Genomic DNA, 14,964 nt, shown 5'->3' on the forward strand with positions numbered 1-14,964 from the left:
GGCTCCCTATCCCATAGTTAGAATTTTATGGATTTGGGGCTTGCGGATAAACGCTCCGTAGGTGAAGACATATGTTCCATTCGACGAACAATCGGTTTTGTTTATCGAGTAAATAGGCTTTCGCCGGATCTCGTATTCGGGATCCGGCGACGAAAACCAAAGAAACAAAACCTACTTCTGCGCGAGGCTCGGCTCCGCCACAGGCTTGGGCATGGCATCGCCCCAACCGCCTCCCAACGCGCGAATCAGATTCACCGTCGATATCGCCTGCGTCCCCTGCAACTGCACCGACGCTCGCTGCGTCTGAAGCACCGTCCGCTCCGCATCGATGACATCGAGATAATTGACCGCGCCTTCGGTGTACTGCGTCCGCGACAGCTGCGCGGCCCGCACCGAAGCTTTCACGGCATCGTCCTGAGTCGCGGTCTGACCTTCGAGGATGCGCAAATCGGAAAGATTGTCTTCAACTTCGCGGAATGCAACCAGCACTTGTTGCCGATAATTCGCGACATCCTCTTCGTACACGGCGCGTGCATTCGCGAGATTGCCCTTGCGACGACCGCCATCGAAGATCGGGATATTCAGCGCGGTGCCCGCGAACGGCCCAAGCAGGAACGTGCGGCTCGACCACTTGAAAAGATCACCGAGCGTCGCCGATTCGAAGCCGCCCGAACCCGTCAGCGTCAGCGACGGAAAGAACGCCGCCTTCGCCACGCCGATGCGCGCATTGGCCGCCGCCATCGCACGTTCCGCCGCCGCGATATCCGGACGACGTTCGAGCAACGCCGAAGGCAGACCCGGCGGCACACGCACCGTCACCTGCTTGAGCGGATTCGCGGCCATCGAGAACTCGGCGGGCGCCTTGCCGAGCAGCACCGCGAGACTATGTTCCGATGCCGCGCGCAGACGCTGCACCGTCATCGCGTCCGAGCGCGCGGTCGCGAGTTCCGACTTCGCGCGTGCGACGTCGAGTTCGCTGATATCGCCTTCCGTGAAGCGCTTCTGCACGAGCTTCAGCGCTTGCTCGCGCAACTGCACCGTGCGCGTGAAGACATCGGTTTCGGCATCCAGCTCGCGCAGATTGAAGTAGTTCTGCGCGACGTCCGCCTGCAACGCAAGCTGCACCGAACGGAACAGCGCCTCGCTCTGCTGCGTGTCGGCGTTGGCGGCCTGCACCGAGTTCGACACGCGGCCGAACAGGTCCACTTCATACGACACGCTCGCCTGCGCGCGCCACAGCGTTTGCGCGGGCACGTTGCCATCGGCTGGCAGGAACTGCGATGCGGGCGAGAACTTCTCGCGCGTCGGGCCGAAGCCCGCGTCGAGCGTCGGGAACAGGCCCGCGCGCGCCGTCTGGTTGATCGCGCGCGCTTCCTTCACGCGCGCCGCCGTCGCCTTCAGGTTCTGGTTCGCATCCTGCGCCTGCTTTTCCAGATCGTTCAGCGTCGCGTCGTCGAAGATCGTCCACCATTCGCCGCGCAACATCTCTTCCGAAGGCTGCGCGGTCTTCCAGGTGCCCGCCTCGGACGCGTCGAGCGTCTGTTGCGGCGTTTCCTTGTAGGCGGACGGCGCGTTGACGTCCGGCTTCTCGTAAGTAGGCGCGAGCGAGCAGCCTGCCACCAGCAACAGCGTGGCCATCAGACTCGATACGATATGTAGCTTGTTCATCATCATCGACCTCATTGCGCCTCGTAGGAGGCACCGATACCGCGCATCTGCGGATGCGAGCCGTGCTTGTCCGTCACATGCTCGGTGCGGGACAGCTTACGCAGGATCACGTAGAACACCGGCGTCAACATCAGACCGAAGAGCGTCACGCCCAACATGCCGAAGAACACGGCGACGCCCATCGCGTGACGCATTTCCGAGCCCGCCCCCGTCGACAGCACGAGCGGCACCACACCCATGATGAACGCGATGGACGTCATCAAAATCGGACGCAGACGCAGCCGGCTCGCTTCGATCGCGGCCTGCACGATCGAGCGTCCCTGCATCTCCAGCTCGCGTGCGAACTCGACGATCAGGATCGCGTTCTTCGCCGACAAGCCCACCAGCACCATCAAACCGATCTGCGTGAAGATGTTGTTGTCGCCATCGGTGAGCCATACGCCGACCAGCGCGGACAGAATGCTCATCGGCACGATCAGGATCACCGCGAGCGGCAACGTCAGGCTTTCATACAGCGCCGCGAGCACGAGGAACACGAGCAGCACGCTGATCGGGAACACCCACAGCGCCGCGTTGCCCGCGAGGATCTGCTGATACGTGAGATCGGTCCATTCGAACTTGATCCCGCGCGGCAGCACTTCCGCCGCGATACGTTCCGCCGCCGCCTGCGCCTGACCCGACGAGTAACCCGGCGCCGGGCCGCCGTTGATGTCGGCCGCGGTGTAGCCGTTATAGCGAACCACCATCTCGGGGCCGTACGTCGGCGTCACCTTCACGAGCGACGACAAAGGCACCATGTCGCCGTTCGCGTTGCGCGTCTTCAGCAAGCCGATATCCTCCGGATTCGCACGGAACGGCGCGTCCGCCTGCACGCGCACCTGATACACGCGTCCGAAGCGATTGAAGTCGTTCACGTAGAGCGAGCCGAGATAGACCTGCATCGTGTCGAACACGTCCGTCACCGAGACGCCCAGTTGCTTCGCCTTCACGCGATCCAGATCGACGTTCAACTGCGGCACGTTGATCTGATAACTGGAGAACGTCGGGCCGAGTTCGGGCGTCTGCGATGCGCGCTTGATGAACGCCTGCGTCGCATCGGCGAGCGCCGCATAGCCGAGCGCGCCGCGATCCTCCAGTTGCATCTTGAAGCCGCCGAGCGTGCCGAGACCGAGAACGGGCGGCGGCGGGAACACGGCGATGAACGAGCCCTTGATGCCCGCGTACTTCTGATTCAGCGCACCGGCAATCGCATTCGCCGACAGCGCCTTGTCATGCACGCGCTCCTTGAAAGGCTTCAGCGTGACGAACACGATGCCCGCACTCGACGAGTTGGTGAAGCCGTTCACCGACAAGCCCGGGAATTCGACCGCGCTTTCCACGCCCGGCTGCTTCAATGCGATATCCGACATCTGACGGATCACGCCTTCGGTGCGATCCAGCGATGCGCCGTTGGGCAACTGCGCGAAGCTGATCAGATACTCCTTGTCCTGCGCGGGCACGAAGCCGCCCGGCACGACCTTGCCCATCAGCACGGCGCCCGCGAGCAGCACGGCATACACGACCATCATCAGCGCCTTGCGATTGATGACGCTCTTCACGCCCTTGCCATACGCATCCGAACCCCGATGGAACACCTTGTTGAAGGCGCGGAAGAAGCCGCCGAACACGCGGTCCATGCCACGCGTGAGCCAGTCCTTCGGCTCATCGTGACCCTTCAGCAGCAGTGCGGCCAGTGCCGGCGACAGCGTCAGCGAATTGAACGCGGAGATCACCGTCGAGATGGCGATGGTCATCGCGAACTGCTTGTAGAACTGGCCCGTGAGACCGGACATGAACGCGAGCGGCACGAACACGGCGACGAGCGTCAGCGCGATCGCGATGATCGGCCCGCTCACCTCGCGCATCGCCTGATACGTGGCCTCCCGCGCCGATAACCCCGCTTCGATGTTGCGCTCCACGTTCTCGACGACCACGATCGCATCATCAACGACGATACCGATCGCGAGCACCATCCCGAACAATGACAGCGCGTTGATCGAGAAGCCGAACGCGAGCAGCAGCGAGAACGTACCGACGATCGACACCGGCACCGCGAGCAACGGAATGATCGATGCGCGCCACGTCTGCAGGAACACGATCACGACGAGCACGACCAGCGCGATCGCTTCCGCGAGCGTGTGGATCACCGCTTCGATACTGGAGCGCACGAACTGCGTCGGGTCATAGACGATCTGATATTCCAGGCCAGCCGGCATGTCCGCTTGCAGTTCCTTCATCGTCTTGCGGACTTCATCGGAGATCTGCAGCGAGTTCGCGCCCGGCTGCTGATTGATTGCGATTGCAACGGCCGACTTGTTGTCGAGCAACGAGCGCAAGCCATATTCCGATGCGGCGAGTTCCACACGCGCCACATCGGAGAGATGCGTGACCGCGCCATCCGGCGATGTCTTCAGCACGATGTCGCGGAACTCAGACTCGCTCGTGAGACGGCCGCGCGCATTCACGTTCAGTTGCAGCGGCACATTCGGCAGCGTCGGCGAACCGCCGATCACGCCCGCGGCGACCTGCACGTTCTGCTCGCGGATCGCGTTGACAACATCCGTCGCCGTCATGCCGCGCTGCGCGACCTTTTGCGGATCGAGCCATACGCGCATCGAGTAATCTCCCGAGCCCCACAACTGCACTTCGCCCACGCCCGCGATGCGTTCGAGCCGGTCCTTCACGTTGATCAGCGCATAGTTGCGCAGATACGTCATGTCGTAACGGCCGTTGGGCGAGTTCAGGTGGACGACCATGGTCAAGGTCGGCGACGACTTGATGGTCGTCACGCCCAGGCGCTGCACATCCTGCGGCAGGCGCGGCAGCGCCTGGTTCACGCGGTTCTGCACGAGCTGCGTGTTCTTATCAGGATCGGTGCCGAGCTTGAACGTGACGGTGGTCGTGAGGTTGCCGTCGCTATTGGCCTGCGACTGCATGTAGAGCATGTCCTCGACGCCGTTGATCTGCTCTTCGAGCGGCGAGGCCACGGTCTCCGCGATCACCTTCGGGTTCGCGCCGGGATACTGCGCATGCACGACGACCGAAGGCGGCACGACTTCCGGATACTCGGAGATCGGCAGCTTGAACATCGCGATGATGCCCGCCAGCAGCACGACCACCGATAGCACACCCGCAAAGATCGGGCGATCGATGAAAAATTTGGATATGTTCATGACGAGTTCTGTCTGTTGCGGAGGACGCGCATCACTGTGCGGACGCGGTCTTCACGACGGGTGCATCGCTGTCGTTCATCGCGACGTTGTTGGCCTTGATCACATCGTTCGGGCGCACACGCTGCAAGCCATTCACGACGATGCGCTCGCCCGGCTGCAGGCCCTTCGATATCACGCGCAGGCCTTCATGCGTCTGCGCGGTGATCACTTCGCGATACTGCACGCGGTTGTCCTTGTCGACGACCATGACGTACTTCTTGTCCTGATCGGTGCCGATGGCCTCGTCTTCCACGAGCACGGCCGGGTGCGGCGTGCCGCCGCCCACTTTCACGCGTGCATAGAGACCCGGTACGAGCGTACCGTCGGGGTTGTTGAAGCGCGCGCGCACGCGGATCGTGCCGGACGTGGTATCGAGCCGGTTGTCGACCGAATCGACGACGCCATCGCGCGAATAACCGTCCTCGTTCGCGAGACCGAGCGACACCGGCACGGCGCTGCCCGCGTCGCGACCGAGATAGCGCAAGTACGTCTGTTCATCGACATCGAACGATGCGTAGATCGGCGAGACCGATACGAGCGTCGTCAGCAAAGGCGCGTTCGCGCCCGTCGATACGATGTTGCCGACCGTGAGTTCCGCACGCGAGACGCGCCCGGAGACCGGCGCGACGATATGCGTATAGGCGAGATTGATCTTCGCGGTTTCGAGCGCGGCCTGCGCGGCCTTCAGGTTGGCGACGGCCTCGCGCGCGGCGTTCTGCTTCTCGTCGTAGTCGCGCTTGGCGATCGCGTTATCGGCGAGCAGACGTTCCGCACGCGCCGCATCGGTCGACGTATACCCGTTGCGAGCCTGCGCCGCCGCGATCTGCGCCTGCGCGCGATCCACTTCGGCTTCATAGGGACGCGGATCGATCGTGAAGAGCGGATCGCCCTTCTTCACGAGCTGGCCATCCTTGAAATGCACGGCGACGATCGTGCCCGGCACGAGCGGACGAATGTCGACGTGATCGACGGCTTCGAGCCGGCCCGAATAGCTTTGCCAGTCGGTGATGGTCTTCGAGACCACGGTGGCCACGTCCACCTCGGTGGCGGTCGGGCTGTGTGCGGCGGCTTGCGCCTGATTGATCGCCGCGTCGCCGTGACCGCGCCAGGCGGTATAGCCGCCCGCGCCGGCGACGATCAGCGTCGCGCCCAGCGCGGCGTAGATGCGTTTGCGAGTGAATAACATGGTCAAAGGCTCCGGTTACGTTGAGATTGTTGTTGTCTGGTGCGTGTGCGGCGTGCCGTTTCTTGCGCTCATTTCCCGCGCGCAAGCCGTTTTCTGAAGAACGTGACGACATCGGCGAGCGCATCGGGATGCGCGGCGAGCGCCTGATGCGATGTCTTGCCGTGGCGCGTGACTTCGGTCGGGACACCCGCGGCGATCAGTTCGCCCGCGTATTTCTCGGCTTCGATATGCAGCAGATCGTGCTCGGCGCTCGCGATGAGCGCGGGCGGCAGGCCCGCGAGACGGCGCGATTCGAGCGGCGCCGCATATGGATGCAGCCGCTGCGACGGATTCGGCAGATACGCGCGATACCACTGTGCGCATTCGCAGGCTTCGAAATCGGGGCACAGCACTTTGCGTTCGTCGGCGAGGCGCGTCATGCTGGGATCGAGCAGCGGCGCGAGCAAGGCTTGCGCGGACATGCGAATATCACCGCGATCGCGCGCGATGGCCGCGACGCACGTAGCGATATTGCCGCCCGCGTCGTGGCCCATCACGCCGATGCGCTGCGGGTCCGCGCGCTGCGAACGCGCATGCGCGACGGCCCATTGCGCCGCGCGATAACCGTCTTCGGGTGCGGCGGGAAACGGAAATTTCGGCGCGAGCGAATAGCCCACCGCGACGACCCAGGCGGGCGTATCGCGTGCAATCGTCGCCGCGGCGATATCCGCGTCGTCGAGTCCGCCGCGAATAAAACCGCCGCCGTGAAAGTACAGAACGATGGGCAGCACCGTGCCGTCCGACGCCGGGCGATAGCTGCGCAGGGTGATCGGTTGCGCGTGTCCCGTGATGTGCACATCCTCGATGCACAAACGCGGGCCCGACTCGAGATCCAACAGTGTTGCCATGGTTATTTTCGGTGCAGGGCCGATGCTGCAAGGCCTTCACGCATGAGTTGCGATGGTCCGAATTCTGGAGTCCGCGCCTTTTTAGATAAATGCCTATAATCCGGCAACACAATTCGGTCGCACCGAACAATCGTGGTTATCCCTTGCGATTGTTTTTTCGGCCACTCTTTAGCGCGTGCTTAATTAGTGCATCGCTAGTCAAGGAAGGTGAGAGAACATGGATCGGCTTCAGGCAATGCAGGTCTTCACTCGCGTCGTAGACACCAACAGCTTTTCGCGCGCCGCGGACACGCTCAATCTGCCGCGCGCTTCGGTCACGACGATCATCCAGAATCTGGAAGCGCATCTGAACGTGCGGCTGCTTCAGCGCACGACGCGCAGGCTCAACCTCACGCCCGATGGCGCGGCGTACTACGAGCGCTGCGTGCGCATCCTCGCCGACATCGAGGAAGCGGAAGGCTCGTTCTCGAATAATGGCAAGGGTCCGCACGGCAAGCTGCGCGTCGATATGCCGGGCGCGATCGGGCGGCTCATCGTGATGCCGCAGCTATGCGATTTCCACACGCGCTACCCGGAAATCGAGCTGATGATGGGCTTCGGCGACAAACCGGTCGATCTGATTCAGGAAGGCGTGGACTGCGTGATTCGCGTGGGCACGCTGCAGGATTCGAGTCTCGTCGCGCGGCGCATCGGCGTGTTTCAGGGCGTGACCGTCGCGGCTCCGCAATATCTCGAACGCAACGGCACGCCGCAGACGATCGAGGATTTGCAGAATCACACGGCGGTGAATTATTTTTCGAGCCGCACGGGACGCGTCATGGACATGGACTTCGTCATCGACGATGAAACCATCGAAGTGAAGATGCGCGGCATGATCGCGGTGAACGACGCCGAAGCGTATCTGAGCTGCGGCCTGAAGGGTGTCGGCATCATTCAGGTGCCGCGCTTCATGGCGCTGCCGCATCTGCGCGCGGGCGAACTCGTCGAAGTATTGCCGCAATGGAACCCGCTGCCGATGCCGATTTCGGCGGTGTATCCGCATAACCGCCATCTTTCGCCCAAGGTGCGCGTGTTCGTCGACTGGGCCGCCGAGCTGTTCGAGCGTTGCCCGCTGCTGCAAGGTCAAAAGGATGCGGAAGAGCGCTGCCTGCCGACGAGCACGTCGTCGCCTGCCATCGTGCGTCACGGCACGCCGGAAGTTGCGAGCACCGAGGATGTCGTTGCATAGCTAACCATCCGCCGCTGGCGGCGCTGCAAGCGGGACAAGAACACCAATGAACGAAAACGTCACCGTGCGCCGCATAGGCGCGAACGAAGTAGCGGGGTATGTCGAGTCGCTGGCGGATGTGCTCATCGATTGCGTCGAAGGTGGCGCGTCCGTCAGCTTCATGTTGCCGATCTCACGCGCGACGGCGGTCGCGTTCTGGACGGGCGTCGCGCATGGCGTCGCGCGCGACGAACGCATTCTGCTCGTCGCCGAGAACGTTGAAGGGCATTTGCTGGGCACGGTGCAGCTCGTCATCGATCAACCGGAGAATCAGCCGCATCGCGCCGATGTCGCGAAGATGCTCGTCGCGCGTCGAGCGCGGCGCCAGGGCATTGCAGGCCGACTGATGACGGCCGCCGACGATGCCGCGCGCAACGCCGGCAAGTCCGTTCTCGTGCTCGACACCGTCACCGGCGGCGATGCCGAGCGTCTCTACGAGCGCGCCGGATGGCAGCGCGTGGGCGTGGTGCCGAACTACGCATTGATGCCCGACGGCACCCCATGCGGGACCACTTTCTTCCATAAGCAACTCGTTTGACGCGGGCCGCAAACGCCCGCCCATCAAGCCTGCGCACGATTATTCGCCGAAATCGATAAATCTATTCGCCGATACGGCATTTATCCGCCCGGTCCGCGCGGCTACATTCGCTCCTAACGCAGCGTGCTTCACACCGAATGCAATCCGCATTTGCCCGCACGCCGCATCGGAAAGAAAGGAGTCGCAAGCATGAAACAGCTCATCACGGGGTTCTCTCTCGCCGCCATCTCCGCCGTCGTCTCGACCACCGCATTTGCGGAGGGCGGCCAAGGCATCGGCCGCGCGGGCACCTATCAGGTTTCGACGCAGACGCAAGCAAGCGCGAGCGATACGCCCAAGACCCGCGCGCAAGTACGTGCCGAACTCGTCGCTGCGTATTCGAATGGCTCGCTGCCCGCATTGAACCGCAACACCTATCCCGAGCGCAGCATGTGGGGCGACGCCGTCGCTGCGCAAGCGGAAGCGCGCAACCGTGAGATCGTCGAGTACGCCAACGGCTCGGCCACGCATGCAAACGTGACGGCGCGCTGATCGCGTCGTCAGGAAAAGATTCAAGAGGTCATCATGTTCGAAAACACATCACTCGATCAGTTCTCGCTTCTCGACGAACTTCCTTCGCTCACGCCGGTATGGCATCCGTTCACGCAGCACGCATCGCATGGGTCGGATGTTGCGCGCGAATCGCACGAAGAGAGTAAGACCGAACGCTCGCATCGAGCGTGACAGAAGGCGCGGACGAAAGCCCGCGCCTTTTTTTCTTCAACTTAACCGCACGCGCCGATTTCGCCGCACGCCGTGCAGAAGTCGCAGCCATCCTTGCGGATCACTGCATTCGCACCACATGTCGCGCACTTTCGGCCGTGCATCAGGGGAAGGCTATGCGGATCGATCTCGACTCGCGCGATACCCTCGGATACTTCTTCGCCCTCGTCCGCTACAGCTACTGCATGCGGCGCGCGATCGGCACCCTTGCGCGCAAGCACGCGCGACGGTACCTGGTTTCCTTCTGCATCAAGAAAACCGCGGCGATGAAGAATCTGCTGGATCGCATACGCTAGCGCGGCGACTTCCGAATCGTGCCAGCGCGGGCTGCGATGTCCATCGAGCCGTTCGACATCGCCAAGACGAACCTGTCCGCGATCCCACGACACCTTGCGCATGTCCTGCAAGGTGCGCGCCGCAAAGCCGCCGCGCGCGGCCAGTGAAAGCGAACGCATCGTCGCCGTGATCCATTGCTGCGATTCGTCGCGCTGGCCGGTGGGAATGAAGAATTCGATCGGCCGCTCGATCGTCACGTCTTCACCGGAAATCCGCCCCGTCACCTCGATGAACGACACCGCGAGATAGATCGACTTCTTCCCTGCCTGCGTCAGATACTCGACCTTCTCGATGATCGCGGGCAATTCTCCTCGTGGCCGATGATCGATCGCGATGCGCAGCGGATCGAGATCGAGTTCGGGGTCCGGCGAATCGCTCGGCGTTTCAGCGGGCGTGACGGAAAGCACCGCACCCAATGTCTCGTTCGGCCGATACGTCGCGAGCCCCTTCAGGCCGCGCCGCCACGCTTCGAAATAGAGATCCTGAAACTTGTCGAACGGATAATCGGCGGGCACGTTCACGGTCTTCGAGATCGACGTGTCGACGAACGGCTGCACCGCTGCCATCATTTCCATGTGATCGTGCGCGGACATCTCCAGCGCACTCACGAAGTACGCGGGCAACGCGTTCACATCGCCGCCCATCTCGCGATACAGCCTGTACGCGTGATCTTCCACGGCGAAGGTCTGACGCGAGCCGTCCGCCATGCGCTTCGTGCGCTGATACGTCCACGAGAACGCAGGCTCGATGCCGTTCGATGCATTGTCCGCGAACGCGAGGCTCACGGTGCCCGTCGGCGCGATCGACAGCAGATGGCTGTTGCGAATGCCGTGCTCGCGAATCGCACTCTTGATGTCGTCCGGCAACCGCGAAGCGAACGTGCCCTCTTCCAGATAACGCTTCGCATCGAAGAGCGGAAACTTGCCGCGCTCCTTCGCGAGTTCGACGGACGCGCGATACGCTTCATCGCGCATCGTGCGCGCGACGCGTGTGGCGAAGTCGCGCCCTTCCTGTTCGTCATAACGCAGACCGAGCATCACGAGCGTGTCGCCGAGACCCGTAAAACCGACGCCGATACGACGCTTCGCCTCCGCTTCGCGCGCCTGTTCGTCGAGCGGCCAGAGCGTGACGTCGAGCACGTCGTCGAGGAAACGCACCTGCGTGCGCGTCGTGTGAGCGAGGCCGTCCCAGTCGAAGGAAGGCACGCCGCCACGCATCTGCGCGAACGGATCGTGCACGAAGCGCGTGAGATTGAGCGGACCGAGATTGCAGCAGCCGTATGCGGGCAGCGGCTGTTCGCCGCATGGATTGGTCGCGCGGATCGCTTCGACCGCCCGTAAGTTGTTGTCGTCGTTCATGCGCGACATGAACACGACGCCGGGCTCCGCGACGTCGTAGGTCGAGCGCATGATCGTGTTCCACACTTCGCGCGCCTTCACTTCGCGATAGACCCACAGGCCATCATCGCGCCGATGCATGTCCTCGGCTGCACGCTGCGCGGGCGAAGGCTCGGCCTTGTGCGTGAGCTGCCATGTGGCGTCGTCGGCGACGGCCTGCATGAATTCATCGGTCACCGCGACCGATACGTTGAAATTGTTCCAGCGTCCTTTCGTATGTTTTGCCGCGATGAATTCGAGCAGGTCGGGATGCGTGCAATCGAGAATGCCCATTTGCGCGCCGCGCCGCGAACCGGCGCTTTCCACCGTGCGGCACGACGCATCGAACACGTCCATGTAGCTGCACGGACCCGATGCCGCCGATCCCGTCGAATGCACGCGCGCGCCGCGCGGACGGATCGCGGAGAAGTTATAACCGACGCCGCCGCCGCGACGCATCGTCTCGGCCGCCTGCAACAGCGCGACGTAGATGCCCGGCAGACCGTTGCTGTCGGCGCTCTGGATCGCGTCGCCCACCGGCTGCACAAAGCAATTGATGAGCGTCGCGTCGATGCCCGCGCCGGCCGCGCTCATGATGCGTCCGGCGCCGAGTGCGCCGCGCCGGAAGTTGTCGACGAACTCCGCTTCGATCTTCGCGCGCGCCTCGTTCGGCTCGGCTTGCGCGACACCGCGCGCCACGCGGCGATAAATATCCTCGACGCGCGTCTCGTCGCCCTTGGCATATTTTTCGAGCATCACGTCGACGGAGAACTGTTGCGGTGCGAGAGCGGTGCTGGGATTGTCTTCGGCCATGTCGGAGATCCTTTGATTGCTGCCTCGCGCGATGGCGTCGGAAACGCGTTGCGCGCGCTGGCGTGAAGTGCCGCAAAGGCAATGCCCGACGATAGCGCGATTTCTCCTCGCTCGCCATTGACCCGTTAAACTCGTCTGATCGAAACCAGAACAAAGTGCCGACCATTCGCATGAATCCGCAACATCCGCCGCTATTCGGCATCTCGGGCCGCTCGGGCCAGGGTAAGACCACCTTGATCGAAGCGCTGCTGCCGTGGTTGCGCGCACGCGGCCTCACGGTCAACGTCATCAAGCACAGTCATCACTCGATCGAACTGGAGCCGCCTGGCAAGGACAGTGCGCGCTTTCGTCGCGCGGGCGCGGGCGAAGTGCTGATCGCATCGCCTTACCGGTATGCGATCGTGCGTGAACTGAACGGCGACGCGGAGCCGCCGCTGACCGAGCTGGCCGCGCGGCTGTCGCACGCGGACCTCGTGATCGTCGAAGGATTCGCGCGCGAAGCGATGCCGCGTCTGGAAGTCGTGCGTCCGTCGGCCGGCCGCGAGCCACTCTACAAGACCGATGTGGAGATTCTGGCAATCGCAACCGATGAGCCCGCCGCGATCGATTCCGCGTTGCCGCTGCTCGCGCTCGACGACATCGCGGGCATCGGCGCGTTCATCTGCGCGCGCGCGGGCATCGTGCTGAAGATTTAACTGGCGGCGAGGCCGTGACGCGCCATCGTCAACGCTTCCTTCAGGACGTCGTTATCGCCGATATGATTCGCCAGCAGCAAGATCAGCTTCGCGTTGAGCATCTGGCTTTCTTCATCGGTAAGCCCGTTATGCGTGTCGATGAGACGCTCATAGAACGCGTCGTGGTCCGCGATATTCAGTTCGAGATTGAGCTTCATACGATTCATCATCCGTTGCAGGTTGCGCGCTTGACCGCGGCCGTGACCGATGCGGCTTCGAAGGTGCGCCAGCGGGCGCATACGTGTTGATCGGGACGCAGCAGATAGAACGTGCCCGGCCGCGCGTCGAAGCGATGCGCGACCATGCCTTCGATATCTTCCACCACCGTCACGCCCGGCACCGTGCAGGCCATGCCTCTCGGCACGACGATCAGCGTACGCACCGGCAGCGGCGTCTTCGACAATTCAGCGAGACTTTGCGCGCAGACGTCGGGGCCGTGGCCCAGTCCGCAGAAATAGATGCCCGTGAACGCGCCGCCATGGGTTTGCGGCAACAGCCACGCATCGCGATCATCGACGCGCACGGGCGCATCCACGCAAGGCGCACCGGGGATCATCGCGCAGTCGAAGGCATCGTCGTTTGCATCGGGCGTGTTGAGCGTCGAGTCGCGCAGCACCGCGGGCACCGAGAGCCGGCCGCTGTTCGCCATGCGCCGCGCGAACGCGCAATCCTTCGCGAGCTTGAGCGTCGCATCGCGAAAGAGGCGTGAAACCGCGCTCTTCGGCGTGATGAAATCGGTTGCGCGCGTCGAGTTGAGGATGTTTTCGTCGGCGGCGTATTCGCGCTCGGAAGCGTAGGTATCGAGCAGCGCGGGCGGTGCATCGCCATTGACGACGAGCTTCAGCTTCCACGCGAGATTATCGGCATCCTGCACGCCGCTATTCGCGCCGCGCGCGCCGAACGGCGACACGCCATGCGCGGAATCGCCCGCGAAAATGATGCGGCCATGTCTGAAGCTATCCATGCGCAGACACGAGAACGTGTAGACGCTCACCCACTCCAGTTCGAATTCGGCATCTTCGCCGAGCAGCGCCTTCACGCGTGGAATCACGCGTTCGGGTTCTTTTTCCGCGACGGGGTCCGCGTCCCAGCCGAGTTGGAAATCGATACGCCATACGTTGTCCGGCTGGCGATGCAGCAGCACCGACTGGTTACGATGAAACGGCGGATCGAACCAGAACCAGCGTTCGGTCGGGAATGGCGCTTTCATCTTCACGTCGGCGATCAGAAAGCGGTCCTTGAACGTGCGGCCGTGGCTATCGAGATTGAGCGCGCGGCGCATCGGGCTGCGTGCGCCATCGGCGGCCACGACGTATTGCGCCTTGAGCGGATAGACGCCGTCGGGCGTTTCGACTTGCAGTTCGACGTATTCGTCGTGTTGCGTCGCGCCGATCACATTGCTTTTCCAGCGCAATTGCAGTTGCTCCATCTGCATTGCGCGTTCCGCGAGAAAGCCTTCGACGTAGTACTGCTGCAAGTTGATGAACGCGGGACGCGCGTGCCCCGTTTCCGGCAGAAGATTGAAGGTGTAGACGAGATCGTCATGCAGAAACACCTTGCCGACGTTCCAGCTCACGCCCTTCTCGATCATTCTGTCGCCGCAGCCGAGGCGATCGAAGATTTCCAGCGTCCGTTTGGCGAAGCAGATTGCGCGTGAGCCGGTGGATACGGTGTCGTCGTTGTCGAGGAGTATGGTGCGTACGCCTTGCTGCGCGAGATCGATCGCTGTCGCGAGACCCACCGGGCCTGCGCCGATCACGGCGACGGGATAGGGCGAGGATGCGGGCGCATCGTGCTCGGGGGCGCGGGCGTAGTCGAAACGCAGCGTGGCGTAGTTCACGGACATTCGATCGTCTCCATCGTGGAGCCTCCTCTCGTCGTGGTATGACGCTTCGGGCTCAGGTGCGAATTGCTTCGATTTCGGTTATCTGTTTATTATTGTACAAGACGTTTTATATTGTTGAATTTAGGTTTACCCGTATGGGGTGGCATACGTGGGGGTTTCGCCGGATCCCGTATTCGTGTCGGTCTATTAGTGTTGCCCCTGTGCGGGGCGGCAGTCACTTTCTTTGCTGCTGCAAAGAAAGTAACCAAAGAAACAGCTTGTCCCAGCCGGAACGCTTCATACCGGCCGCGGCACAGGCGA

The 14,964-nt window shown here is 62.7% G+C and carries 12 protein-coding genes; 5 read left to right on the forward strand and 7 right to left on the reverse strand.

Annotated elements, in window-relative coordinates; genetic code table 11:
• Positions 1–171 precede the first annotated feature (171 nt).
• The 4 genes from AWB80_RS12455 to AWB80_RS12470 all read right to left on the reverse strand — a co-directional run bounded on the left by AWB80_RS12455 (position 172) and on the right by AWB80_RS12470 (position 6,992).
• On the reverse strand, positions 172–1,683 hold the full coding sequence (locus AWB80_RS12455) for an efflux transporter outer membrane subunit (RefSeq protein ID WP_061174943.1): 1,512 nt from the start codon (positions 1,681–1,683) through the stop codon (positions 172–174).
• Positions 1,680–4,880, reverse strand: coding sequence for an efflux RND transporter permease subunit (locus AWB80_RS12460; protein WP_061174944.1), 3,201 nt, complete (start codon positions 4,878–4,880; stop codon positions 1,680–1,682). The genes AWB80_RS12455 and AWB80_RS12460 overlap by 4 nt, the downstream gene beginning before the upstream one ends.
• A gap of 31 nt (positions 4,881–4,911) precedes the next feature.
• Positions 4,912–6,105 carry an efflux RND transporter periplasmic adaptor subunit gene (locus AWB80_RS12465; protein ID WP_061174945.1) on the reverse strand — a complete coding sequence of 398 codons (1,194 nt, stop codon included), beginning with the start codon at positions 6,103–6,105 and terminating at the stop codon, positions 4,912–4,914.
• A gap of 68 nt (positions 6,106–6,173) precedes the next feature.
• Positions 6,174–6,992, reverse strand: coding sequence for an alpha/beta hydrolase (locus AWB80_RS12470; protein WP_061174946.1), 819 nt, complete (start codon positions 6,990–6,992; stop codon positions 6,174–6,176).
• Between the two features lie 217 nt (positions 6,993–7,209).
• Here AWB80_RS12470 and AWB80_RS12475 point away from each other — a divergent pair, with 217 nt between their 5' ends.
• The 4 genes from AWB80_RS12475 to AWB80_RS44375 all read left to right on the forward strand — a co-directional run bounded on the left by AWB80_RS12475 (position 7,210) and on the right by AWB80_RS44375 (position 9,520).
• Entirely contained in the window at positions 7,210–8,220 is a 1,011-nt protein-coding gene (locus AWB80_RS12475; RefSeq protein ID WP_061174947.1) for a LysR family transcriptional regulator, read from the forward strand.
• A gap of 46 nt (positions 8,221–8,266) precedes the next feature.
• A complete protein-coding gene (locus AWB80_RS12480; protein ID WP_061174948.1) occupies positions 8,267–8,797 on the forward strand; it encodes a GNAT family N-acetyltransferase in 531 nt (176 codons plus the stop codon).
• A 189-nt stretch (positions 8,798–8,986) separates the two neighbouring features.
• Complete coding sequence (locus tag AWB80_RS12485) at positions 8,987–9,328, forward strand: DUF4148 domain-containing protein (RefSeq protein WP_061174988.1); 342 nt, start codon at positions 8,987–8,989, stop codon at positions 9,326–9,328.
• A 33-nt stretch (positions 9,329–9,361) separates the two neighbouring features.
• On the forward strand, positions 9,362–9,520 hold the full coding sequence (locus AWB80_RS44375; RefSeq protein WP_167390450.1) for a hypothetical protein: 159 nt from the start codon (positions 9,362–9,364) through the stop codon (positions 9,518–9,520).
• Between the two features lie 41 nt (positions 9,521–9,561).
• On the opposite strand, the gene AWB80_RS12490 is transcribed toward AWB80_RS44375, so the two are convergent.
• Complete coding sequence (locus AWB80_RS12490; protein WP_061174949.1) at positions 9,562–12,084, reverse strand: adenosylcobalamin-dependent ribonucleoside-diphosphate reductase; 2,523 nt, start codon at positions 12,082–12,084, stop codon at positions 9,562–9,564.
• Between the two features lie 170 nt (positions 12,085–12,254).
• Here AWB80_RS12490 and mobB point away from each other — a divergent pair, with 170 nt between their 5' ends.
• Entirely contained in the window at positions 12,255–12,779 is a 525-nt protein-coding gene (mobB, locus tag AWB80_RS12495) for a molybdopterin-guanine dinucleotide biosynthesis protein B (RefSeq protein ID WP_061174950.1), read from the forward strand.
• On the opposite strand, the gene AWB80_RS12500 is transcribed toward mobB, so the two are convergent.
• Complete coding sequence (locus AWB80_RS12500; RefSeq protein ID WP_061174989.1) at positions 12,776–12,985, reverse strand: DUF2783 domain-containing protein; 210 nt, start codon at positions 12,983–12,985, stop codon at positions 12,776–12,778. The genes mobB and AWB80_RS12500 overlap by 4 nt on opposite strands.
• Positions 12,985–14,664: an FAD-dependent oxidoreductase gene (locus tag AWB80_RS12505; RefSeq protein WP_061174951.1), complete on the reverse strand. Its 1,680-nt coding sequence runs from the start codon at positions 14,662–14,664 to the stop codon at positions 12,985–12,987. The genes AWB80_RS12500 and AWB80_RS12505 overlap by 1 nt, the downstream gene beginning before the upstream one ends.
• Between the last annotated feature and the right edge of the window lie 300 nt (positions 14,665–14,964).

It is taken from the genome of Caballeronia pedi, assembly GCF_001544915.2.
Lineage (GTDB): Bacteria > Pseudomonadota > Gammaproteobacteria > Burkholderiales > Burkholderiaceae > Caballeronia > Caballeronia pedi.